General features: G+C 71.2%; 17 protein-coding genes. 10 read left to right on the top strand and 7 right to left on the bottom strand.

All coding sequences use genetic code 11. From position 1 onward, the window contains the following. Positions 1-7: 7 nt before the first annotated feature. Positions 8-1,468 carry an extracellular solute-binding protein gene (locus AB0J87_RS33925; protein ID WP_363971766.1) on the bottom strand — a complete coding sequence of 487 codons (1,461 nt, stop codon included), beginning with the start codon at positions 1,466-1,468 and terminating at the stop codon, positions 8-10. Positions 1,469-1,613: 145 nt separating this feature from the next. Between AB0J87_RS33925 and AB0J87_RS33920 the strand changes: the two genes are divergently transcribed. Genes AB0J87_RS33920 through AB0J87_RS33900 form a run of 5 tightly spaced genes read left to right on the top strand, consistent with a single transcriptional unit; the run spans position 1,614 to position 6,681 of the window. Then, positions 1,614-2,666, top strand: a complete 1,053-nt coding sequence (locus AB0J87_RS33920; protein ID WP_363971764.1) for a LacI family DNA-binding transcriptional regulator — start codon at positions 1,614-1,616, stop codon at positions 2,664-2,666. After that, the gene (locus AB0J87_RS33915) at positions 2,663-3,589 is read left to right on the top strand and encodes a sugar ABC transporter permease (protein WP_363971762.1); all 927 of its coding nucleotides are present in this window, start codon (positions 2,663-2,665) and stop codon (positions 3,587-3,589) included. Before AB0J87_RS33920 ends, AB0J87_RS33915 begins: the two co-directional genes overlap by 4 nt. Beyond that, complete coding sequence (locus AB0J87_RS33910; RefSeq protein WP_363971760.1) at positions 3,586-4,464, top strand: carbohydrate ABC transporter permease; 879 nt, start codon at positions 3,586-3,588, stop codon at positions 4,462-4,464. Before AB0J87_RS33915 ends, AB0J87_RS33910 begins: the two co-directional genes overlap by 4 nt. 22 nt (positions 4,465-4,486) lie before the next feature. Continuing rightward, positions 4,487-6,301 (top strand): sugar-binding domain-containing protein, encoded by a 1,815-nt coding sequence (locus AB0J87_RS33905; RefSeq protein WP_363971758.1) that lies wholly within the window; start codon positions 4,487-4,489, stop codon positions 6,299-6,301. Next, positions 6,295-6,681, top strand: a complete 387-nt coding sequence (locus AB0J87_RS33900; protein ID WP_363971756.1) for a hypothetical protein — start codon at positions 6,295-6,297, stop codon at positions 6,679-6,681. The genes AB0J87_RS33905 and AB0J87_RS33900 overlap by 7 nt, the downstream gene beginning before the upstream one ends. Before the next feature lie 416 nt (positions 6,682-7,097). On the opposite strand, the gene AB0J87_RS33895 is transcribed toward AB0J87_RS33900, so the two are convergent. Next, positions 7,098-8,171 (bottom strand): glycoside hydrolase family 43 protein, encoded by a 1,074-nt coding sequence (locus AB0J87_RS33895; RefSeq protein ID WP_363971754.1) that lies wholly within the window; start codon positions 8,169-8,171, stop codon positions 7,098-7,100. Positions 8,172-8,769: 598 nt separating this feature from the next. Between AB0J87_RS33895 and AB0J87_RS33890 the strand changes: the two genes are divergently transcribed. Beyond that, positions 8,770-9,096 (top strand): hypothetical protein, encoded by a 327-nt coding sequence (locus AB0J87_RS33890; RefSeq protein ID WP_350734145.1) that lies wholly within the window; start codon positions 8,770-8,772, stop codon positions 9,094-9,096. Positions 9,097-9,793: 697 nt separating this feature from the next. Next, a complete protein-coding gene (locus AB0J87_RS33885) occupies positions 9,794-13,285 on the top strand; it encodes a WD40 repeat domain-containing serine/threonine-protein kinase (RefSeq protein ID WP_363971975.1) in 3,492 nt (1,163 codons plus the stop codon). A 34-nt stretch (positions 13,286-13,319) separates the two neighbouring features. Here the strand turns inward: AB0J87_RS33885 and AB0J87_RS33880 are convergent, their stop codons facing one another. Then, entirely contained in the window at positions 13,320-14,003 is a 684-nt protein-coding gene (locus tag AB0J87_RS33880; RefSeq protein ID WP_363971752.1) for a WD40 repeat domain-containing protein, read from the bottom strand. A gap of 509 nt (positions 14,004-14,512) precedes the next feature. On the opposite strand from AB0J87_RS33880, the gene AB0J87_RS33875 reads away from it, so the two are divergent. Then, the gene (locus AB0J87_RS33875) at positions 14,513-14,839 is read left to right on the top strand and encodes a peptidase inhibitor family I36 protein (RefSeq protein WP_363971750.1); all 327 of its coding nucleotides are present in this window, start codon (positions 14,513-14,515) and stop codon (positions 14,837-14,839) included. A 235-nt stretch (positions 14,840-15,074) separates the two neighbouring features. Here AB0J87_RS33875 and AB0J87_RS33870 read toward each other — a convergent pair whose 3' ends face one another. Beyond that, complete coding sequence (locus AB0J87_RS33870) at positions 15,075-18,287, bottom strand: BTAD domain-containing putative transcriptional regulator (RefSeq protein WP_363971748.1); 3,213 nt, start codon at positions 18,285-18,287, stop codon at positions 15,075-15,077. A gap of 102 nt (positions 18,288-18,389) precedes the next feature. On the opposite strand from AB0J87_RS33870, the gene AB0J87_RS33865 reads away from it, so the two are divergent. Beyond that, positions 18,390-19,031, top strand: coding sequence for a hemerythrin domain-containing protein (locus AB0J87_RS33865; RefSeq protein WP_363971746.1), 642 nt, complete (start codon positions 18,390-18,392; stop codon positions 19,029-19,031). Positions 19,032-19,073: 42 nt separating this feature from the next. Beyond that, on the top strand, positions 19,074-19,499 hold the full coding sequence (locus AB0J87_RS33860) for a DUF4267 domain-containing protein (protein ID WP_363971744.1): 426 nt from the start codon (positions 19,074-19,076) through the stop codon (positions 19,497-19,499). Between the two features lie 209 nt (positions 19,500-19,708). Here AB0J87_RS33860 and AB0J87_RS33855 read toward each other — a convergent pair whose 3' ends face one another. The 3 genes from AB0J87_RS33855 to AB0J87_RS33845 are packed head-to-tail and all read right to left on the bottom strand — an operon-like array spanning position 19,709 to position 22,438. After that, positions 19,709-20,845, bottom strand: a complete 1,137-nt coding sequence (locus tag AB0J87_RS33855; RefSeq protein WP_363971743.1) for a mandelate racemase/muconate lactonizing enzyme family protein — start codon at positions 20,843-20,845, stop codon at positions 19,709-19,711. Continuing rightward, positions 20,842-21,777, bottom strand: coding sequence for a dihydrodipicolinate synthase family protein (locus tag AB0J87_RS33850; protein ID WP_350734155.1), 936 nt, complete (start codon positions 21,775-21,777; stop codon positions 20,842-20,844). The genes AB0J87_RS33855 and AB0J87_RS33850 overlap by 4 nt, the downstream gene beginning before the upstream one ends. After that, the gene (locus tag AB0J87_RS33845; RefSeq protein WP_363971740.1) at positions 21,764-22,438 is read right to left on the bottom strand and encodes a GntR family transcriptional regulator; all 675 of its coding nucleotides are present in this window, start codon (positions 22,436-22,438) and stop codon (positions 21,764-21,766) included. The genes AB0J87_RS33850 and AB0J87_RS33845 overlap by 14 nt, the downstream gene beginning before the upstream one ends. Between the last annotated feature and the right edge of the window lie 31 nt (positions 22,439-22,469).

Genomic DNA, 22,469 nt, shown 5'->3' with positions numbered 1-22,469 from the left:
CCCATCGCTAGCGCTCGGCGTACATGGGCTTGAGGTAGTCCGCCCGCGGCTTCCAGTTGGGGAAGGCGTAGTCGTCCAGGCCGACCTTCGCGCCCTTGCCCTTGGCCGCCGCGATCGCCGCGTCCCGTTCCTTGGCGCTGTCGCTGGACAGCTTGGTCAGTGCCGCGCGGACGTCGGTGACGTCGCCGCTGAACGCGCCCTGGACGATGTCCCCGAGGGTGGGGGTGACCGGCTTGGACTCGATCTGGACCCGCTGGACGTCCTTGTTCCCGGCGACCGGAGTGGGGGCGAGGTAGACGCTCTCCTTGAACCAGGAGATCAGCTTCTTGTAGGCGGGGTGCGCTTGGGACTGTTCGACGACGGCGATGTCGCGGGGTGGCTGCGACATGGTCTCGGCGACCCGGCGCGAGTAGTCCTCCGTGGTGAAGTACTCGCCGAGCAGTTTGTTCGCCGCCGCGGCGTGCTTGCTCCCGGGCGACAGCCAGTATTCGCCGGGCTGCGGCACATGGTACGTGGCCACGGTGTCGCCCGCGTCGGGCACCAGGATCGGTCCCACGCCGAGCTTGTCCGCGAAGTCGGGCGTGCTCTGCAGCGCCACGCCGGGGCACCACGGGCCGTCGAAGTAGTACGCCGCCACCCCGGCGGTCCACCGGGCGCGCGCCACGTCGTCGGTCCAGGAGTTCGCCCCCGGCACCAGCAGCTTGTCCCGGCTCAGCGACACCAGGAACTCGATCACGTCGAGGTACTCGTCGGCGTGGAAGGCGTACTCGCCGGTGGCGTACCGCAGGCCGAGGCCGCCCTCGAATCCGGCCGCCTGCGCCAGGTCGTGGACCTGCTCGCCCAGCCGCTGCGGCATGCCGACGTTCCACACCCAGCCGTACGACTGGCCGCCGCTCTTGCTCTGCACCGTCCGGGCCGCGGCCCGGAACTCGTCGTAGGTCCTGGGCGGGGCCTGCGGGTCCAGCCCGGCGCGCGTGACCAGCTCCGTGTTGAACCACGACGCCGCGACGTAGACCTGGTGGCTGAAGACGGGGAAGGCGTAGATCTTGCCGTCGAAGACGTGCAGGCCCTCGATGAGCGAGTCCTTGACCCGGGCCGTCGCCTCGTCGCCGAGGTCCAGCGGCTGTGCCCACCCGGCGGCGATGAGCGCCGCGGGCGGCACGTTGTTGAGGCCGGCGTTGGAGTGGACGTCCGGCAGTTGGTTGCTCTGTTTGGCCAGTTGCAGCGCCTGGCCCATCTTCGCGGGGTTGTAGTACGTGTACTGGACGGGGACGCCGCCGGCGCTCTTGGCGAATTTGGCGAAGATGTCCGCTTTCGCCTTCTGCAGCTGGTTCTGGTGGTCCCACCAGGTCAGCGACCCGCCCGCGGTACCGCCACCGCCTCCGCCGCCACCGCACGCGCCGGTCGCCGCCACGGCGGCCAGGGTGCCTGCTGCGGAGAGGAATCCCCGCCGAGTCATCGCGGTCATCGGTCCTGCCTCCCACCGGCGGCTGTGAACGTCGCGTAAAAATGTTGCCGCGCGGCAAATTCATTCTTGCCACGCGGCATGCCGCGCGGCAAGACTCTTCTATGAACTCAATGTCATCGGCTTCCACCGGAGGATGTGAACGACCGTGGTGACACAACGTGATGTTGCGCGGCTGGCCGGAGTCTCCGTACGGACCGTCTCCAACGTCGTGAACAACTTCGCCTACGTGTCGGAGGAGACCCGCGCCCAGGTCCAGCGCGCCCTGGACGAACTCGACTACCGGCCCAACGTCGCGGCGCGCAGCCTGAACCGGGGGCGGTCGAACCTGCTGGCCCTCGTGCTGCCGCTGGACGTGCCGTACTTCACCGAACTGGCCGCCCACGTGGTGGATCGGGCCGAGGAACGCGGGTACACGGTGCTCATCGACCGCACCGAGGGGGTGGCCGAACGGGAGCGGCAGATCGTCATGCGGCGGGACCGGTCGGCCCTCTTCGACGGGTTCATCTTCAGCCCGCTCGGCCTGACCGAGGACGAGCTGCGTCGCTGGGCCGGCAACTGCCCGACGGTGATGCTGGGCGAGATGCGGGTGGAGGGCATGGACCACGTCGCCATCGACGACACCGCCGCGGCCCGCAGCGCCACCGCGCACCTGATCTCGCTGGGCCGCACCCGGATCGCCGCCATCGGCGTGCCCCACCTGCCGCGCTCGGAGACCGCCGCGGCGCGGAGGCAGACCTCGGCGCACCGGTCCGACGGGTACGAGCAGGCGCTGGCCGAGGCGGGGCTGCCGCTCCGGCCCGAGCTCACCGTACGGGTGCGGCGCTACCAGCGCGAAGACGGCCGGCGCGCGATGGACCAGCTGCTCGATCTGGCGGAGCCGCCGGACGCGGTGTTCTGCTACAACGACCTGCTCGCCATCGGGGCGCTGCGGGCGGTGGTGTCCCGGGGGCTGCGGGTGCCCGAGGACGTCGCCGTCGTCGGGTTCGACGGCATCGAGGAGGGCCGGTTCGCCAATCCGGCGCTCACCACCATCGCGCCCGACAAGAAGCGGCTCGCCGAGCTCGCCGTGACCCGCCTGCTGGAGCGCGTCGAGGGGGACCAGGGCCCGCCCGTCCATCTGGAGGCGCCCTGGCGGCTGGTGGTCGACCAGAGCACCACCGGCGGCACCGGGCAGAGCGCTCCGGAGACGCGCGGATGACGGTCGCACTTCCCGCCGCGCCGGGAACGCGACCGCGCGGCACCGCGTACGTCTGGCTGTTCCTGGCCCCGACCGTGCTGCTGTACGGCGCCTTCACCGTCTACCCGATCATCGGCAGCTACGCGTACTCGCTCACCGACTGGAACGGGTTCGACACGGGCCGGACGTTCATCGGCGTGGCCAACTACCGCGAGGTCCTCGCCGACCCGATGTTCTGGAGCTCGTTCCGGCTGACGCTGACGTTCATGGTCTGCGCGGTGCCGCTCCAGGTGCTGGTCACCCTGCTGGTCGCGATCCTGCTCAACTCGCCCCGCATGCCGCTGCGCAAGCTGTTCCGCACCGCGCTGTTCCTGCCGGTGGTCACCACCACGGCGATCGTCGGCGTCGTCATGCAGTTCGTCTTCGACCCGGCCAGCGGCCCGGTGAACCTCGCGTTACGCGAGGCCGGCCTGGTGACGGACGGCATCGACTTCCTCGGCCAGTCATCGACGGCGCTGGGCACGACGATCGCCGTGTACGTGTGGAAGTGGTTCGGGATCACCCTGGTCTACTGGCTGGCCGCGTTGCAGACGGTGCCGAACGAGGTGTACGAGGCGGCACGCCTCGACGGCGCCGGCGCGCCCGCGATCCTGCGGCACATCACCCTGCCCCTGCTCAAGCCCTTCCTGGTCATCATCACGCTGCTGTCGATCGAGGCGTCGTTGCAGGTCTTCGACCTCGTCCTGACCATGACCGGCGGCGGCCCGTTCTACTCGACAGAGGTGATCGAGGTCTACATCTACCGGTGGGCCTTCGCCGCCACCATCCCCCGCCTCGGGTACGCCTCCGCGGCCGCCGTCCTGTTCGGCCTGTTCGTCTGCCTCGTCGGCATCCTGCAGCTGCTCGCGGTTCGCGCCGCCCGGCGGACCAGGAGGGCCGCATGAGCACGGTCGCGCAGACCCGCCCCCGCCCGCGACGGACCTGGAGCGCGACGCTGCGGCGGCTGCCCTGGTGGCTGGCCGCCGCCGCGCTCGCCATCGGCTGCCTGCTGTGGATCTACCCGTTCCTGTGGATGGTCTCCGCGTCGCTGAAGACGTCGGCGGAGGTGTTCACCCAAGGGCTCGGCCTGCTGCCCGACAACCCGGCATGGGAGAACTACGAGCGCGCGTGGAGCAGCGCGCAGTTCGGGAAGTACCTGCTCAACACCGTGATCGTCACGGTGAGCACGGTCGTGGTGGTGCTCGTCCGGTGCGCCATGGCCGGCTACGTCCTGGCCCGCCACGACTTCCGGGGGCGCCGGATCGTCATGGGCGTCCTGGTCGCCACGCTGTTCGTCCCGGCCGGCTACACCATCATCCCGCTGGTCGACCTCTCCCAGCGGCTCGGGCTGCTGAACTCGCTGACGGGCATGATCGTGGCGATGTCGGGGGCCGCGAACGTGTCGGCCATCCTGCTCTACGCCGGATACTTCCGCGGCATCCCCAAGGAACTGTCCGAAAGCGCGCTCATCGACGGCGCCGGGTTCCTGACCGTCTTCTTCCGCATCATGCTGCCGCTGGCCAAGCCGGTGACGGCCACGGTCACCGTGCTCACCTTCCTGAACACCTGGAACGCGTTCTTCCTGCCGCTGGTCTTCACGTTCTCCCGGCCCGACCTGCGCACCGTCAGCGTCGGCATGCTGGCGTTCGTCGGCGAGAACACCACCGACTGGTCCGGCATGGCCGCCGCGGCAACGATCTCGCTGCTGCCCGTCGTGGCGCTGTTCGTCGTCCTGCAGCGGTACTTCGTCGAGGGCATCGCCGGTGCCGTCAAATCCTGAATCCCCGGAGAAAGCGAGTCTTGTGAACACCGTCATTCCCCGTCCCGAGTACCCGCGTCCGCAGTTCGTCCGCCCCGCATGGCGGTGCCTCAACGGAACCTGGCAGTTCGAGAGGGACCCCGGCGACTCCGGGTTGGAGCGGGGCCTGCTCGACCGGGATCTGACCGGCGAGATCGTCGTGCCGTTCTGCCCGGAGGCGTCGCTGTCCGGCATCGGCGATCCGGACTTCCATCCGGCCGTCTGGTACCGCCGTACCGTCCGGGTGCCGCAGGACTGGGCCGGGCAGCGGGTGCTGCTGCACTTCCAGGCGGTGGACCACGACACCACGGTGTGGGTGGACGGCGTCGAGGCCTGCCGGCACCGGGGCGGGTTCACCCCGTTCACCTGCGATCTGACCGCGGCGGCCGATCCGGCGCACACGTACACCGTGGTCGTGCGCGCCCGCGACGCCCGCTCCGGCCCGCAGGCGCGCGGCAAGCAGACCACCGACTACGAGGGGCGCGGCGCGCACTACGGGCGCACCACCGGCATCTGGCAGACGGTGTGGTGCGAGCCCGTGCCCGGCACGCACCTCGGCCGGCCGCGGATCACGCCGAACGTCGCGGCCTCCGCGTTCCGCGTCACCGTGCCGGTGTCGGGCGACCGCCCCGGGCACGCCGTCAGGGTGACCGTGTCGGACCAGGCCGGCGACCTCGCGCAGGCGCAGGCTCGCGCCGACCTCGACCTGGCCGCCGAAGTCTGGCTGCCGCTGCCGGACGACCGGGTACGGCTGTGGTCCCCCGAGGACCCGCACCTGTACGACCTGCGCATCGACCTGCTCGACGGCGACGGCGCCGTGGTCGACACCGCCACCAGCTACGCCGGGCTCCGCTCGGTCGCCATCGACGGGCACGCCGTCCTGCTCAACGGCGAGGTGCGCTACCAGCGGCTCGTGCTCGACCAGGGCTACTACCCCGACGGCCTGATGACCGCGCCCACGGACGAGGCCCTGCGCCGCGACATCGAGCTGGCCGTGGCCGCGGGGTTCAACGGCGCGCGGCTGCACCAGAAGGTGTTCGAGGAGCGGTATCTGTACCACGCCGACCGGGCGGGTTTCCTGGTCTGGGGCGAGTTCGGGGACTGGGGGGCCAACGTCGGCGGGCCGCCCGGCGACAACCAGCAGCCGACCGCGTCGTTCGTGACCCAGTGGCTGGAGGCGGTCGAGCGCGACTACTCCCACCCGAGCATCGTCGGCTGGTGCCCGCTCAACGAGACCTGGCAGCGGCTGCACGACCGGATCACCGTACTCGACGACGTCACCCGGGGCATGTACCTGGCCACGAAGGCGGCCGACCCCACCCGCCCGGTGATCGACGCGTCCGGCTACGCGCACCGGGTCCCCGGCGCCGACGTCTACGACTCGCACTGCTACGAGCAGGATCCCGAGGTGTTCGGCAAGCTGATGGCGGGCCTGGCCGACGGGACGCCGTACGTCAACGCCGATCCCGACGGCACGGCGTGGTCGGTGCCGTACCAGGGGCAGCCGTACTTCTGCAGCGAGTTCGGCGGCATCTGGTGGAATCCGGACGTGCGCTCCGATGAGAGCTCCTGGGGGTACGGCGAGCGCCCCGCCGGCGAGGAGGAGCTCCAGCAGCGGTTCGCCGGCCTGGTCGGGGTCCTGCTGAACGACCCCCGGATGTTCGGCTACTGCTACACGCAGCTCACCGACGTCTTCCAGGAACAGAACGGGATCTATCGCTTCGACCGCTCCAGCAAGCTGGATGTCTCGCGGATCCGCGCGGCACAGCTACGTCCGGCCGCCATCGAGCAGGCGCGATCTGAGGCCGAGGGATGTTAACCGGCGCGAAGAAGCGGCGGGCGTTCGCCGTCGGGCTGGTCACCGTCTTGACGCTCCTGTCCCCGGCCGCCCTCACCCCCGCCGCCGCTTCCGCCGTCGCCCCCGCCGTCGCTTCCGCCGAGCCCGCGCTTGCGGCGGTGGGCCCCGTGCAGGGCGGGACGATCGAGGTACGAGGCCGGGTGGTGGACGCCCGTGACGGCATGCCGATCGCAGGGGCCGGCGTGCACGCCTCGAGGTCCGGGATCACGCGACCGACCCAGGGCCGCGTCGACTTCACCCAGCCCGGTGCGCTGAACGGCTGGCACTACGCCGCGGGCCTGCGCGGCAACGCCGGAACCCAGGCGATCAGCCGCCTCGAAGGCCGCAGCGCCTCCGGCTGAGGAGGGGACCGGTGATCCTGATCGTCACCGGCCCGCTCCCGTCGCGGTCCGGTACAGCGCCGCGACCGCCCCGTTGGCCGTCCGGTACGGCCCGCAACTCGATGGGACCCTCGGCCGAACCCATACCGGCCGGCAGCTCCACAACACCGGCACGGCCGGGGAGGTCCCGGCGCGCTCGGCGATGCGCACCAGAAACGGATAGCCTCAATCGTGCACGGATAGCTGTCACCCTGGTGGTGCGCCGAGCCCTGCATGCCGTCGAGCGCGCTCTCGCGGACGGCGGGATCGGGGCGCCGTCGGGGTGATTCAGGCAGCCGCCCGTACGGGAGGCACCGTTCCACACCGACATCGGCCCGGACGCGACGAACCAGTCGAGGCGCTCACCAAGGGACGGCAGATCAGGCGTCGTACGTGCGTCATTCGAAGAACTTGAGGCTGTACCCGACGTTGGTATTGGCACCGGGCACGTTCGCCCGCCGGTAGGTGGTATTGCTCCACCACACGGCCGTGCCGGTGTACCAGTACCGGTTGGACCACGAGTACGGCGTGCCCTTGGCAACCGCGTGGTACATGGTCGGGAACCGGTTGCCGGACGGCGGGCTGGTGGCGATGTCCCCGCGCTCCAGCACGAACGTGTGGTGACCCGGGCCGTCCACGTGCAGCGTCGGGGTCCAGCCCGCCATCATGTACTCCGCGTACGAGCCGAACAGGCAACCGTTGCTCTTGTACCAGTCCCACACGTTCGTCGGGTCACCACCGGAGCGCAGCCGCAGATCGGCGAGGCAGTACTTGCTGCTCCAACTGCCGTTCGCCGAGTACACGATGTGCAACTGCCCGTTCGGGTCGAGGATCGGCTCGGGGCCCTCGTTGATGAACGGGTTGCCGACGACCCGCTCCCACGGCTCCCGCGGCTGGGAGATGATGTACCGGCCGCCGGTGGCCGTGGTCGGGCTGCTCATCCGGGCGAGGTAGAGGTTCTGCTCGACGTTGGTGTCGCCCGCCCAGCCGGACCACACGAACCAGCGCTGGCCGTTGAAGGTGAACGGCACGCCGTCGATGGCCCACTTGTCGCCGGGCAGAGTGACCTTCGTCGCGGCGGAATAACCGGAATCGGCGCTGGCGGAGCTGATGTGGTACATCCGGTGGGCGGCGCCGCGGCCCGCCGCGAAGTAGATGTGGTAGCGGCCGTCGTGGTGCACGATCTCGGGAGCCCACACCTCACCGTGGTTGCCGGTGTCCATCCACACCTGACGCGGGGACGCGACGGCGATGCCCTCGAGAGTGGTCGCCGTCCGTACAGCGACGCCGCCGTTCACCGACTTGGCCGCGACGTAGAGATTGCCGACCTTGATGACGCTGGGGTCGGCGCCACCCAGCGTGGTGCGGCCGAGAGGCACGGGCTGATCGGCGGTGCCGGCGTTGGCGGGGATGCCGCCGACGGCGGTCAGGGCGAGGGCGATGACCACGAGTCGAAGAGCATGTCTTTTCATAGGGCTCTTTCTACCTGCGAGCCGGCCGAAATTTAAAGTAAAGTTTATTAATAGATTACCCGCTCATTCGAGCGGCTCGCCGGAACGGCGCGACGACAAGGCACGCACGGTGTCGGCGCCGGCTTCGGAGAGGTCATGCGGCATATGAGTACTCGTGGAGGACTCCGCCGAGCCGGTCTCGTCGGCGTATGTCCTTGTCTCGATCGCTCATGGGCAGCAGTCGCAGCGCGGCGAAGGAGCATGGCCGATCATCCTGCCGCACGCGCGGCCACGATTCTCGGCATGGACAAAGCAATGCAGCCCCCGGCCGACGCCCGAAGCGCCCAGCCGAAAGGCTTCGTCGCGAAGCTCCCCGCCGACCGTCGCTCCGTCCCGTTCTCCATCGCACTGCACCTGGTGCCCGGCACGGTCATCGTCGCCGTGTACGCGTTCATCGCCGCCCCCTGGTCCCCTCGCGGTTGTGCTCCTCCCGCGCCGGCTGTGGTCATATGCGGGTCCCGTTCGGGGTCCGGAGGGGCCTGAACGAATCCTCAACATGGACTCAACACAGCCGCACCTACCTTCCTCTCATCAGCCACAACACGAGAGGAAGACGACGATGAGCATCAAGCTTCGTAAGTCGCTCACCGCCCTGGCCATCGGTGGCGCGGCCTCCATCGCCATGCTGACGGCCGCCCCGACCGGTGCCGTCGCCGACACCGCCAAGGCGCAGGGCAACACCCCCGCCTGCGTCGCCATCTGGCAGAAGAGCGGCTGGGTCAACAAGACCGGCTACGCGCGCAACGACTGCGGCGTCCGGATGCGTTACCGCATCGACTGGTCGTACGGGGCCGACGGCCGCTGCTTCACCGTCGACCCCGGCCAGACCATCTCCAGCACCGTGCCCAAGGCGCCGCGCAGGTTCAACGGCGCCAGCTACTGCTAGACGTTGCGGCGGTACTGACCGCCCGCCTCGAAAGCGAGCGCGATCGGGCCGCCAGGGTGTCATGCCGAGGTGTGCTTGATCGCTGTGATGCGGAACGGGATCCGGCGGCAGCGGGTTCGCGTACGCGCGATGCATCTGTCCACGGACGCCTCGAGGAAATCGCGGAGCGCTGCCCGATGGGCGGCGGCCGGGAGCGGCCGGAGAGCCGCACGCCCAGGCCGGCCGATCCGCCAGGCAGCGCCCCGCGCCCGCGAGCCGAGCCCGTTCAACCCCACGCGACTGCTGGAGATCCACCCGGCTCTGCCGCAAGCGATCGTCCTGTTTCGCGGTCGGATGTGGGGAACCCGCGCGGCGCTGCCGGTCCGGCGGGCGCCGTCGCACGGGGCGGATGACCGCGTCCATGACCGCACCAGAGAACACGATCGCGAGCGAGAAGCCAGGATCAGAGAGCCCAACGGCCGGATCAACCGGCCGCAAACGATCATGACGAAGTCGAAGAGCAAGGTAGGCGGTAAGTGCTCCAAAAGGCCCTCCGTTCGGGGCCGTGCGACCAGCCCCAAAGGTCGCCCCCGGTCACCGGCTCGCGCCGAACTTCCCGGCCGGTTGACCGCGACGATCCCTATTTTGCGGCTCGCTGTAGCTTCGGGAGCTCCAGGCCGGTCCGGGAAGACCCCGATCGAGCAGAATGGCGGACTTGATGGTTCCTCTCACTTCTTCCGACCCGCACCGCCTGGGACGGTACTGGCTGGTCGGCCGTCTCGGCGCGGGCGGCCAGGGCGTCGTCTACGAGGCGTACGGCGAGTCGGGCGAGCGGGTCGCGATCAAGGTGCCCAGGTCCGAAGGCGCGCAGGCGCGGGCCAGGCTGGCCAAGGAGGCGTCGGCGGCCCAGCGGGTGGCCTCGTTCTGCACCGCCAAGGTGATCGAGGCGCAGGTCGAGGTGGCGCCGCTGTACATCGTCAGCGAGTACGTCGCCGGCCTCAGTCTGCGGCAGGTCGTGGCCGAGTCGGGCCCCTACGAGGGCGACCGGCTGCGCCGCCTGGCCGTCGGCGTGGCGACCGCGCTGACCGCCATCCACCAGGCCGGCATCGTCCACCACGACCTCAAGCCGGACAACATCATCCTCGGCCCCGACGGCCCTCGGGTGATCGACTTCGGTGTCGCCAGGGAGGTCGGGCCCACCACGAGCGGTCCGGTCATGGGCACGCCGAACTACATGTCGCCGGAGGTGTTCGACGGGCGCGCCGTGACCGAGGCGGCCGATCTGTGGGCGTGGGGCCTGGTCGTGCTGTTCGCGGCCCGGGGGGCTGAGGCGATCGAGCCCGGCGACCCGATGGCGGTCATCGGGCGGTTGCTCGACTTCACGCCGGACGTGGCCGGGCTGCCCGAACCGCTCGGCTCCCTCGTGGCGGCCGCCCTGTCCAGGAACGCCGCCGACCGGCCGGCCGCCAAGCAGGTGCTGCTGCGCCTGCTCGACGACACCGACGCGGCCGACACCGTCGCGGCCGGCGCCGCCGAGGAGGACCCGCTGGCGCGCGGTGGCACGCTGGCCGGCACGCTGAAGGGCCGGGCGGAACCGGACCTGGGTGCGATCGCCGAGGAGCTCTACGCCGAGCTCACCGAGACCGAGCGGGCCAGCGTGCCCGAGGTGTTCCTGCGGATGATCGACGGCGACGCGCTCCGGCCGGTCGGCCGGGACGAGCTGCCCGAGACGGCGGCCGTTGACGCGCTGCTCGACGTGTTCGCCGCTGCGGGCATCGTCACGCGGGCCGGGACGGCGTACGCGCTGGCCATGCCGGGCCTGCTGCGCGCCTGGCCCCGGCTGGGCGAGTGGGTGGCGGGCAACAGCGCCGGGCTGCCCGTGCACCGCAGGCTCGCCGCCGCGGCCGCCGAGTGGGACGGCCACGGCCGCAAACCCGCCGACCTGCTGCAGGGCACACACCTGGACCGGACCTTGCAGTGGGCGGCCACCGAGCGCAAGGATCTCACGCTCACCCGCCGCGAACGCGACTTCCTCGACGCGGCCGCCAGGCAGGCCCGCCGGCGCTCCAGGACGCGCAACCTGATCGCGGCGGTCCTGGCGGTCCTGCTGGTCGCCGCGCTCGGCGGGCTGGGCGCCGCCGAGTACCTGCGCAGGCAGTCCGACCGGCAGCGCGACGAGGCCCTGGCCAAGGAGCTGGCCCTGCGCGCCGACGGCCTGCGGGAGCAGGAACCGCGGCTGGCCCGGCTGCTGTCCGTGGCCGCCTGGCGGCTCGCGCCCGCGCTGACGGAGACGCGCGGCGCGCTGTACGAGTCGGCCTCCCGGCACACGAGCGACGTCTTCGTCGCCCCGGGCGTCAGCGCCCAGACCACGCAGGCGCTGAGCCCGGACGGCCGGATGCTGGCCTCCGCCGACGGCGGCACGGCCCGGATCTGGGACGTCACGAGCGGGCGGCGGCTGCACGAGTTCTCCGGCCTGCCCCAATCCCCGAACGCGCTCGCTGTGAGCCCTGGCGCCCGCACCCTGGCCGTCCTGGACGACCAGGGGGTGCGGCTCTGGGACTCCGCCACGGGCAGACCGCTCGAGGACCGGTTCGGCGCCGAGGCGGGCAACGCGGGCGCGTTCGGGAAGCTGGAGTTCGACCGTACCGGCCGGCTGCTGTCCGTCCCCCACGGGGACGAGGGCGAGCGATGGTGGGACGTCGCCGGGCACAAGTGGCTCACCTCGCCGCGCGGCGCCGTGCTGAACGGCGTCAGCGCGGACGGCCGCTACGGCTTCGTGGCCCGCGGCCGGGACGCGGCCGAGGTGTGGGACCTGCGCCGGGGCCGCCTGCTGAAGGTCGACAGGCCGCCCGCCTCCGGCACTGTGTCCGAGGCCAAGTTCACCAGTGACGGCAGCGGGCTGGCGCTCGTCCAGGACGTGCCCGGCCGCGACCAGCCCATGGTCCACGTGTACGACCTGACCTCCGGCACGACCAAATTCGCCGAGGACGGCAAGGCCGGGCAGGAGGTCGACTTCGTCTTCGGCGACGAATTCGTCGCCCAGTGGGACGCCCAGGACAGCGAGCTCGTGCTGACGCGCTGGAGCGACTGGTCGACCGTGCTGAAGCTGCCGCTGCCCGGATCCATGCAGGTTCGGTTCGACCTCGCCGCGAAAGCCGTGCGCGGGCTGGACAGCGAAGGGACCGTCTTCACGATCGACGTGTCCATGTTGTTCGACCCGTCGCTCGGCGCCGAGGCGGACAACCTGCAGCCGTCGCCGGACGGCCGCGTCGTGGCGGCCAAACGGGACTACGACCTGACCCTCCTGGACGCGGCGTCCGGCCGCCGCCTGGCGGGCCCGATCACCTGGAAGGGCTGGGGCGAGGCCATGGCGTTCACCTCCGACGGCAGGCGGCTGGCCTACGGGGACGGCGCGCGCGTCCGCGTGCTCGACGTCGCCACCGGGCGGACGGTCGACGACTTCGCGGCCGTCACCAAGGGGACGGAGCAGATCAGCGAGCTCGCCTTCACCCGCGACGGCCGCACGCTGGCCTTCCTGACCAAGTCCTCCAGCGGCGATGAGTGGCTGGAAGTGCGCGACCTCGCGCGCCGGGTGTCCACCTCCACCGGGCAGACCGGCTTCCCGCCGATGAGCGCCGGCGCGGACGGCCGGGTGCTCGTCGCGGGCAACGGGCCGCTCCTGTACGACACGGTGAACAAGGCCGCCCTGCCCATCGCGAAGGAGGCCCAGCGGCTCAGCGTCGCCGCCGCCGCCAGTCCCGACGGTAGCCAGGTGGTCTTCGCCGGGTTCAACCGGCTCACCCTGTGGGACCGCGACCTCAAGACCCGCCTCGCCGTCTTCCCGGCCGCACTGGACGGGGCCGAGGCCGTGCCGGTCGCGGCGGTCGCCTGGTCGCCGGACGCGCGCACGATCGCCGTGTACGAGGACGGCCCCCGGATCCGGCTGTGGGACGTGGCCGGTAAGCGGGAGCTGGGCGTCGTGTTCGACGGCCTGACAGAGTCGGTCGGCAACAATTCCTGGCTGGGTTTCTCCCCGGACGGCACGAAGATCTACAGCCTGACGTCCGACGGCACGCTGCGCACCCACGAGCTCGACGAGCGGCGGCTGGTCACGCAGGTGTGCGCCCGCGCCGGCCGCGCGCTGTCGGCCGAGGAGTGGCGGACCTACCTGGCGGGCATCGAGCCCTTCACGGTGTGCCCCGCCACCTGACCTGCGCGGATGGAGCGTGGCCGGCGGTCCGGGGTCATTCCCCGGCGAATCGCCGATCGACGCGGGTGAGCAGATCATCGATCGGTTCGCAGGCGGTGCAGCGCCACAAGCGCACGGTGCCGTCCCCGTGGGCGGTGGCCAGCAGCGGTCCCTCAGGGGAGAACTCGACGCTTTCAACGGTGGCGGCGAACCCGTCCACCGTCATGGGAGGGGCGACCACGTCGGTGCGCCAGATGCGGGCCGTCCCGTCGTGTCCTGTTCCCGCCACCCATCGCCCGTCGGGGCTGAAGGCGACGGACCACACCATGTTCTGGTGGCCGCGTAACACCAGAGGCTCGCCTCGGCCGGATACGGGCCAGATCCGCACGGTGCCGTCCTGCCCGCCGGTCGCCAGCCGGCGCCCGTCCGGGCTGAACTCGGCGCTCCACACCACACGCTCGTGGCCACGCAGCACCACCGGCTTCGTCTCGCCGCCCGTGTCGGCGACCCGTATCGTGCCATCGGTGGCGGCGCTGGCCAGGCGCCTCCCGTCGCGGCTCACGGCCAGGCCCACCACCTCGCCGTCGTGCCGGTCCAGCACGCGATTGGTGCCGGCAGACCAGTCCCAGCTCCGGACGGCGCCGTCCACACCTCCGCTGAACACCCGCCGGCCGCTCGAATCGAAGGCCGCCGTCCACACCTCCTTCTCATGGCCGCGCAGCACCGAAACGAGCCCCATGCCTAATGCGCACGCCTGGAAAGCTGCCGATAACTGGGTGTTCCTGCTCTCGCCCGGAGCTGCCTGAGCTCGTACGCGAATCGGTGGAGCGGGTCATTCTCCGGATCCAGCACGCGTTCAGGACGTCCCAACGCCTCATCCTCGGTGACAGTAAAGATCTGTGTCATCACAAATTGCAGTCAGGAATCGCGTACCGCGAGATAAGTCTCAGTCCGCTATGCAGGCGCCTCCTCCTGACGATCCATCGCCCGCCCCGCAGGGGCCTGCGGCGAGGCGGACCAGGAGAACCACCGAGCTCTGGACAACGCCTCAGAATCAGATCCGGCCGCAGGTCACGGGCCTCGGCGGGGCTGCGCCTTGTTTATCCAGTCGCCGCGCCCTCGCTGGACAACCCACGGGTCACCTACAACTGGGTGAGATCGCGGGGAATGGCGACGAGCACAACCCGTGAATCGCCGGAAACACGCATTCGGAAATCGCAGGTAATGCCAGTCGAAGTGAGGAGACAAATGCGAAAGATCCTGATCACGTTAGCCGCGGTAATCTTCGCGGTGTTCGGCCTGGCGGCCCCCGCGTCCGCCACAACCCCGGCCGACGAGAAACCGGTCGTCCTCGTCAACGAGAAGGGGGAGAGCGTCCTCAGCGTCCCGGTTCGCGCCAGTGAGGTCGGCATCCTGGCCTTCAGCGACTGCCCGAGCAGCTACAGCTGCTACTGGACGGGGACCGGTGGCAGCGGTAGCAGGGTCTACCTGACCTCCATCGTCAACAACGGAGCCGGTGTGACGCTGGCGACCAACATCCGCAACCGGACCACCACCATCCGGATCGACTGCTGACCACCATGCCGTCGCCGAGACACTGATCACGTCGCTTCTCAACTCGGAAGTCCGTCCTGGGGAGGCCACTTTCGGCCGCTCGCAGGCTGGGAGCTTGACCGATCGGCCTTCTCCCTCTCAGCCACTTCTCGCGGCACCCGGTTAGGGGGCCCAGTCGTACGTGGCCCTGTGGACCCGCACGATCGACCCCGTCCTGACGGGCCCGCGGCGTGGCGGAGGCCGAGCTGGGCAGAGGCTAGGTGGTCGTTCGCAACCGGGCCTCGGCGGCCCAGTGGGGTGCGTTCCACTGGTCGGCGATGGTGGCGGCCTGGGTGAAGTGGGCGGCGGCCTCGGTGCGGCCCAGGAAGAGGGCCAGCTCGCCGAGGGTGTGGGCGACCGGGGGCAGCGCCACCGCCAGGCTCGCGGCGCCCGCCGGGGGGTCGTTGCGGTGCGGAAGCAGCGTCGCGTAGATCTCCTCGGCGGCGTCGCGGTCGTTCAAGGCGACGATGGCCATCGCCCGCAACGTGGTGAGGAAGGTGAAGAAGAAGTCGGGGCGGATCGGGCTGGGTGACGCGCGGACCTCGCGGGCTTCGGCGTCCAGGCCGTTGGCGTGGAGGGCGAGCGCGAGCAGGTCGGAGGTCATGGCGCCGAGCGCGGTGTGGAGGGCGCGCACGTCGTCCAGGTGCGCGCCGAGCGTGCCGCCGTTCAGCCAGATCGTGGCCAGGGCGAGTTGGAGAAAGCCCGTGGCGTGCACCGATCCGGCGCGTTGCATGCCCTCGTCGGCCTTGATGTAGAGGCGCTCGGCGTCGGCGAATCGGCCTTCGACGAGCGCCAGGGTCGCCAGCGTGATCTCGGCGACGGCGATCGCCTCGCGCATTCGGTAGGTGCGCGCGAGGTCCAGGGCCTCGGTGGTCGCCTGGCGCATGGTCACCGGGTCGTTGGCGGCGGCGGCGACGGTGGCAAGGTTGATCAGCCCGGTGACGCGGTAGACGGGCAGGTCGTGCTCGGTGCCGATCGCCACGAGCTCTCGGCAGAGCTCGGCGTCGCCGTGGACCCGGGCCAGGCTCTGGAGTGCCGCGGCCCGCAGCCGGGGGCCGGTGGCGAGGTCGAGTGCCTCCTGCGCTGCCTCCAGAACGGTCGGGTCGTCCTCGCCGACCAGTTCGTCCACGTACGCCGTCAGGAGCCGGGACCGCACCGAAGGGGTCAGGTCGCGCTTCAGCAGGCGGCTCAGGCGGTCGACGATGGACCGGTCGACCGTGCCGTACATACGGGCCTGCCAGGTGGTCGGCTCCGTCCACGCGGTGAATGCGGCGATCATCAGGTCGTCGCGGCCCAGGGACTCCGCGTACTCCACAGCTTCACGGCGGGTCTCGCGGGCGGCTCCGACGGCTCCCGCCCGGATCTGCGCGCGCAGCAGCCTGCCGAGCAATTCGATGCGTTCGTCCGGTCCGGTCGAGTTGGCGACGGCGTCGGTGAGGAGGGCGGCCGCCACGTCGTGGGCGTAGCGGGCCTCGGCAAGCTCGGCGGCCTGGACGCAGTAGCCGACGGCCTTTGGTGAGCCGGCGCGCGCATAGTGGTGGGCCAGCGCCGCGATGTCGTGGGTGCCTTCAAGAGCGGCGGCGATCCGGGCGTGCATGCGGGCTGTGCGGAGGCGGCTGAGGTCGGCGATGAGCGTGTCCCTGACGAGGGCGTGGACGAAGCGGACGCGTCCGGGGGCGGGCTCGTTCAGCAGCCCGGCGATGACGCCCGCGTCCAGCGCGTCCATCACGCCGTCCTCGTCGGCGTCGGCGGCCTTGACGAGGACGTCCACCGAGCTTTCCCGGCCTGCGACCGCGGCCAGCCGGAGGATGGACACGCCTCCCTCGGGCAGGCGCGCGAGCCGGCGGCGGAGGACGTCCCGTACGCCTTCGGGGACCTCGGAGAGGGCGACCAGCGCGCCTTCGCCATTCAGCAGCCGGGCGCTTTCGCGCACGTAGAACGGGTTGCCGCCGGTGCGCTCGGCGATCCCCGCGATGGTCTCCTCGTCGGCCTCGCATTCGGTCCGTACGAGCTCCGCGACGGCCTCGTCGTTCAGCCCCGACAGCGCCAGGCGGAGGGGCGTGGCGCGCGCGAGGGAGGCCAGCGTTTCGGTGAGGTGCCCGCTCTCGTCCGCGCGGTACGCGGCGACGACCAGGATCGGGGCCCGCATGCCGAGGCCGCCGCCGAGCAGCTCCAGCGTGGCGGCGTCCGCCCAGTGCAGGTCGTCCAGCACGACGGCGACCGGGCGTTCCGCGGCGACCGCGGCGAGCCATTTCCACACGGCCTGGCGCAGGCGGAACCGTCCCGCGGTGGCGTCGGCGTTCACCGGCTCGGTGTCGGTGAGCAGCGGCGCGAGGCCGTCGGCGAACTCGCCCGGGGACGTGGCCGCGGCAACGGCTCTCAGCGCCTCGGTCCAGGCCCACGCGGGCGGCGCGCTGTCGACCTCGGGGCAGTGGCCGACGGCGACCAGCCATCCGTCACGTTCAAGCCGCCTGCCCAGGTGTTCCAGTAGCGTCGACTTGCCGAGCCCGGCCTCGCCGGTGACAAGGGCGATGCGGGCGCCGTCGGTGGCGGCCTCAGTGGCGGCCGTGACCAGTGCCGACAGTTCCGCCTCGCGTCCGACGAACGGCGCCTCGGTGATCGGAGCCGGCCGCGGCAGCGGTGCGCTCGGCGGCGGCGGGGGCACGGTCTCGCGCAGGACGTCCGTGCGCTGGGTGAGGATCGCCTCCTCCAACGCCGTCAGGTCCGGGCCGGGGTCGAGCCCGAGCTCCTCGGCGAAGATACCGCGGGCGCGGCGGAGCGTCGCCAGCGCGTCGGCTTGGCGGCTACTGCTCCACAGTGCCAGGGCGTGCAGCCGCCAGCCCTCCTCGCGCAGCGGCTCATCGCGGGTGAGCCGCTCGGCCTCGGGGACCATCGCGGCAGCGTCGCCGATTCGCAGACCCGCCGCGACGTGCAGCTCGGTGGCGAGCAGGCGCAGCTCGTTCAGCCGGGCCGTCTCGGCGGCGGCCCACGGCTCGTCGGCGACCTCGGCGAACGCCGGTCCCTGCCACAGCCCCAACGCTTCGGCGAGCCGGGACTGGGCGGCACGCGGGTCGGTGACCGTACGGGCCTGGTCGAGCAGGTCCTCGAACCGCCACGCGTCCACCGACTCCGGCGGCAGCCGCAGCGCATAGCCGGGCGACGCGCTCACCAGGAGCCGGGCCGACGTGCGCGGCGGGCGCCCGGGCTCCAGCAGCCGGCGCAGGTTGGACACATACGCCTGCAAGGACAGCAGAGCCCGCGCGGGTGGCTCGTCGCGCCACAGATCCTCGATCATCCGATCGACCGGCACGACCTGCCCACGCGCCGCCACCAGCAACGCCAGCACGCCCCGCTGCCGCGGCCCGCCGAGGTGAACGGCCGCACCGTTCACCTCGGTCGCGAACGAGCCCAGCACCCGGATGAAAACCATGATTCGCACATCGTACGTGGGCGGTTCCAAATCGGCTCCAAGCCCCCTCCAAATACCCGGGAGCAGCCTGAACACATCGCCACCGATGAAGGGCAGGAACAGATGAGCGTCAACACCCAGGACATGGAGATCGTCCACCGCGCCTTCCGTCGCGAGTCGCGGCTGCTGATGGAACTCGTCGCGGCGGTCGCCCCGGGTGACACCGCTCGCGCCAAGGTGATCGCCGACCATTTCCGTGACTACCGGCTGGGACTGAAGAACCATCACGAGGGCGAGGACGAGCTGCTGTGGCCGCCGCTGCTGTCCCGGGTCGATCTGGAGAGCGACATCGTCCTGCGCATGGAGGCACAGCACGAGCGCGTCGCGGCCACGCTGACCAGGCTGGACGCCGCGGTCCCGGCGTGGGAGGCCGCCGCCGGGGCGGACGAGCGCGACACGCTCGTGGCCGCCCTCGCCGACCACCGGGCCGTGCTTCTCGAGCACCTCGACGACGAGGAGGCCACCCTTCTTCCGCTCGCGGCCGAGCACATCACCGAAAAGGAGTGGGCCTCCCTGGGCGACCACCTGGTGGCCAACACGCCCAAGCTCACCCTTTTCACCCTCTTCGGCCTCGTCCTGGAGGACGCGAACCCGGCCGAGCGCGCCACGCTCCTGTCCGCCCTTCCCGCTCCGGTACGCGGCATCTGGCACATCATCGGCCGCCCCCGCTACGCCCGCCACATCAGCCGCGTCCGCGCCGCCTGACCAGACCCCACAGAACTCCCAAGCCCTCGCAGGAGAAGAACAATGTCACTGAAGAAGATCAACACCGTCCTGACCGCCGCCTTCATCCTCTTCATCCTCTGGTTCGGGACGGATTTCATCCTGAGCCCGGAGACGACGGCGCCGGGGTTCGGCCTGCCGAGCTGGCCGTCCGGCGACGGCGGCGGCTTCCTGATCATCAAGGGAATCCGCGACGTCGTCCTGGCCCTGGTCCTGGGCATCCTGCTGGTGACGGGCCACCGCCGGGCGCTGGGCTGGGTGCTGCTGGTGGAGGCGCTCGCCGCGTACGGCGACATGACCACCGTGCTGGCCCACCACGGCTCCGTGGCCACCGCGTTCGGCGTCCACGCCCTGACCGCGACGCTGATGGTGATCAACGGCCTGCTGATGATGCGCGAGACCCGCAAGGTCGCGGCCGCTCCGGCGACGCCCGCCCCGCATCCCGCCTGACGCCGCGCAGCAACGGTCCCCAGGACGGTCGCCTACGGCATCCACGGCACCCCCGTCGGCGCTCGTGCGTCACGCGCGGCGGGCGGGTATGACGGTGACCGCGCGGGAGCGCGTGGCCCGGTGGGCGCGGGCGTGAAGTGGGGGCAGGTGCCGGCGGCGACATGATCACCAACCCGGAGACGCCCCTCACCTGCCAGGGCCCCGCCGTTTCAGCAGAACGCGAGGGACCCGTCCGGCCGGACGGGAACCCGGCGTTCCCAGTGCACGTAGTCGTCCTCCGCCAGGGCATCCTCGTCGATGGTGATCCCCCAGCCGGGCCGGTCGGGCCGCAGCTCCAGGTGCCCGTCGACCGGCACGTACGGGTCCGGGCACCACCTCGTTGTCTCCGGCTTGTACTCCAGGATCGAGAAGTTGCTGCAGGCCGCGGCGAAGTGCACGTTGTGCGCGGTGGCCAGGGGCCCCATCGGGTTGTGGGGCGCCACCATCGTGTTGAAGGTCTCGGCGAGGGTCGCGATGCGCCGCATCTGGGACATGCCGCCCACCACGCAGATGTCCGGCTGGACGAGGTCGGCGCCCCCGTGGGTGAGCAGGTTCAGGAACTCGTGGGGAGAGTACAGGCTCTCGCCGGTGGCCAGGGGCACCTCCAACTGCTGGCGCAGGTGGCCCCAGGAGGCGTAGTGCTCCGGGCGGAGCGGCTCCTCCAGGAAGAGCGGGTCCATCGGCGCCAGGGCGTTGCCGAGCTGAACCGCCTGGTAGGGCTCGAAGATCTTGGCGTGCGCGTCGAAGGCGAAGTCGAACTCCTCCGGGCAGCACCGCCTGACCTCCTGAGCCCATTCCGCCGTCTCGGCGACGACGAGGCCCCAGCGTCTGGCGTGCAGGTCCGTACGGAACGGGCTCAGCTTGAAGGCGGTGAATCCGTGTTGTCGGTGCAGCTCGGTGGTCTGGCGGCGGCACTCGTCGGGGTCGGGCGCGGAGTAGAGCCCGCAGTAGACGCGCACCCGATCTCGTACGGCGCCACCGAGCACCTGGTAGACGGGCACGCCGAGCGCCTTGGCGGTGATGTCCCACAGCGCGTGGTCGATGGCGGCGATCGCCGCCAGCCCGAGCGCCCCCTGCGGGAACCTGGCGGTGCGGAGGAGGAGCTGGGACACGTATTCCACGCGCCGCGGGTCCGCACCCCCGATCTGCCCGCCGAGGTAATCGAGCAGGGGGCCGAGCGCCAGGTCGGGGCCATGGTTGTAGGCCTCGCCCCAGCCGCTGACGCCCTCGTCGGTGTCGACGCGCACCAGCACCCGGGGACGATCGCCGACGCGCTGCACGAACGAGCGGAGGCCGCTGATCCTCATGACGCCGCCACGGGCAGGGGCCCGAGGTCGTCGGCCTTCGCCCACTCGGTGAGGATCCGCGCGACCTCCTGCCGTTCGGGTTCGCCGAGGACGGTGCTCGGCGCCCGGACCGCGCGGTCGCACAGGCCGAGCTGGTGCATCGCCTCCTTGACGACGCTGACGTTGTTGGCTCCGCCGTCGACCGCGCGCAGGTGCTCGAATCGCGCGATGTCGCGGAGCATCCGCTCCGCCGCCGGATAGCGCTCCTCGCGCAGGGCGTCCCTGAGCCGGAGCGAGAAGGCGGGGTTGACGTTCACCAGCCCGGAGGTGAAGCCCTCGGCGCCGTGGACGGCGTAGGAGAGCGCGTACGGTTCGGCCAGCCCGGCGATCCAGACGAACCGGTCGGGGCCTGTCTCCGCGCGTAGCTGCGCGAAACGGTTCACGTCCGCGACGGCGTACTTCAGGGCGATCACGTTGGGGCACAGGTCGCCCAGCCGCGTCAGCAGCCGGCCGTCCACCCAGGCGTTGCGCAGGTAGAGGACCAGGGCCAGGTCGGGCACCGCTTCGGCGATCTCCCTGTGGTAGTCGAGCCAGCCCTGGGCCGACACGTGCGGGTGCACCGGCTGGTGCACCATGACCATCCGGATGCCGTGCGCCGCCGCGTGGCGGGCCTCCTCGACGGCGGTGGCGACGTCGAGGCCGATCCCGGCCAGGAGGTGCGCCTCTCCCTGAACGGCCTCCGCGGCGGCCGTGATCAGCTGGAGCCGCTCCTCGGCGCTCAGGGCGTAGAACTCGCCGGTGTTGCCGTTCGGGGTGAGCACGTTGACGCCCGCGTCGACCAGGCGGCGCAGCAGCGAACGGTACAGCGCGAGGTCGGGGACGCCGCCGGCGTAGGGCGTGACCGGGATGGCGACGACGTCGCGCAGGGCCCGGGAGAGCTCACCGAACCTCACGGCCGGCCTCCTTGATCTGCTGGAGCGCCCGCTCCTGGAACACGCTGATGTGCTGCAACACGAGCCGGGCCGCCTCGTCGGCCTGCCCGCTCAGTGCCGCCTCGAGAATCTGCCGGTGCTCCTGCGCCTCGTCCTCCCAGGAGGGACGCTGGGACCAGACGTTGACGGAGATGAGGGCCGTCTGGTCGCGCAGCTGGTCGAGCACGCCGACCAGCACCTCGTTGTCGCAGTCGGCGTAGAGGGCGCGGTGGAAGTCGCGATTGGCGAGGCTGCGGGTCACCTCGTCCGTGGCCTCGTCCGACTTGCGCAGGGCCTCGCGGGCTAGCCGGCCGCCGTCGCTCAGCCCGGCCTCGACGCTTCGCCGCACCGCGGCCGGCTCGATCAGGCACCGGGCGTCGAACACGCTCCGGGTGAGGCGCTCGTCGACCTTGCGGACCGTCACCCCGGTGTATTCGCTGATGGTGACCAGGCCGGCCCCGCTGAGCGTCTTCAGCGCCTCGCGCACCGGAGTCTTGGAGACACCGAAACGGCTGGCGAGCTCCACCTCCACGAGGGCACGCCCGGCCGGCAGCTCGCCGCTCAGAATGCCGCGACGCAGCGCTTCGAGGACGAGGGCCGTCCTCGAAGACGCTTTGATCGCGCCCAACGCTGTCTCACTCACCCGCGCTCCTTCACTTGTCATCGACCACCGC

The organism is Nonomuraea sp. NPDC049625, from assembly GCF_040675285.1.
GTDB lineage: Bacteria > Actinomycetota > Actinomycetes > Streptosporangiales > Streptosporangiaceae > Nonomuraea > Nonomuraea angiospora_A.
The sequence above is the reverse complement of the archived record's forward strand: the minus strand, read 5'-3'. Positions and strand labels throughout refer to the sequence as shown.

What these genes read in the sequence shown, in the direction of transcription:
- AB0J87_RS33925 (WP_363971766.1), bottom strand. Translation starts at nt 1,468, where the DNA reads ATGACCGCGATGACTCGGCGGGGATTCCTCTCCGCAGCAGGCACCCTG.
- AB0J87_RS33915 (WP_363971762.1), top strand. Translation starts at nt 2,663, where the DNA reads ATGACGGTCGCACTTCCCGCCGCGCCGGGAACGCGACCGCGCGGCACC.
- AB0J87_RS33910 (WP_363971760.1), top strand. Translation starts at nt 3,586, where the DNA reads ATGAGCACGGTCGCGCAGACCCGCCCCCGCCCGCGACGGACCTGGAGC.
- AB0J87_RS33900 (WP_363971756.1), top strand. Translation starts at nt 6,295, where the DNA reads ATGTTAACCGGCGCGAAGAAGCGGCGGGCGTTCGCCGTCGGGCTGGTC.
- AB0J87_RS33895 (WP_363971754.1), bottom strand. Translation starts at nt 8,171, where the DNA reads ATGAAAAGACATGCTCTTCGACTCGTGGTCATCGCCCTCGCCCTGACC.
- AB0J87_RS33890 (WP_350734145.1), top strand. Translation starts at nt 8,770, where the DNA reads ATGAGCATCAAGCTTCGTAAGTCGCTCACCGCCCTGGCCATCGGTGGC.
- AB0J87_RS33885 (WP_363971975.1), top strand. Translation starts at nt 9,794, where the DNA reads ATGGTTCCTCTCACTTCTTCCGACCCGCACCGCCTGGGACGGTACTGG.
- AB0J87_RS33880 (WP_363971752.1), bottom strand. Translation starts at nt 14,003, where the DNA reads ATGGGGCTCGTTTCGGTGCTGCGCGGCCATGAGAAGGAGGTGTGGACG.
- AB0J87_RS33875 (WP_363971750.1), top strand. Translation starts at nt 14,513, where the DNA reads ATGCGAAAGATCCTGATCACGTTAGCCGCGGTAATCTTCGCGGTGTTC.
- AB0J87_RS33870 (WP_363971748.1), bottom strand. Translation starts at nt 18,287, where the DNA reads ATGGTTTTCATCCGGGTGCTGGGCTCGTTCGCGACCGAGGTGAACGGT.
- AB0J87_RS33865 (WP_363971746.1), top strand. Translation starts at nt 18,390, where the DNA reads ATGAGCGTCAACACCCAGGACATGGAGATCGTCCACCGCGCCTTCCGT.
- AB0J87_RS33860 (WP_363971744.1), top strand. Translation starts at nt 19,074, where the DNA reads ATGTCACTGAAGAAGATCAACACCGTCCTGACCGCCGCCTTCATCCTC.
- AB0J87_RS33855 (WP_363971743.1), bottom strand. Translation starts at nt 20,845, where the DNA reads ATGAGGATCAGCGGCCTCCGCTCGTTCGTGCAGCGCGTCGGCGATCGT.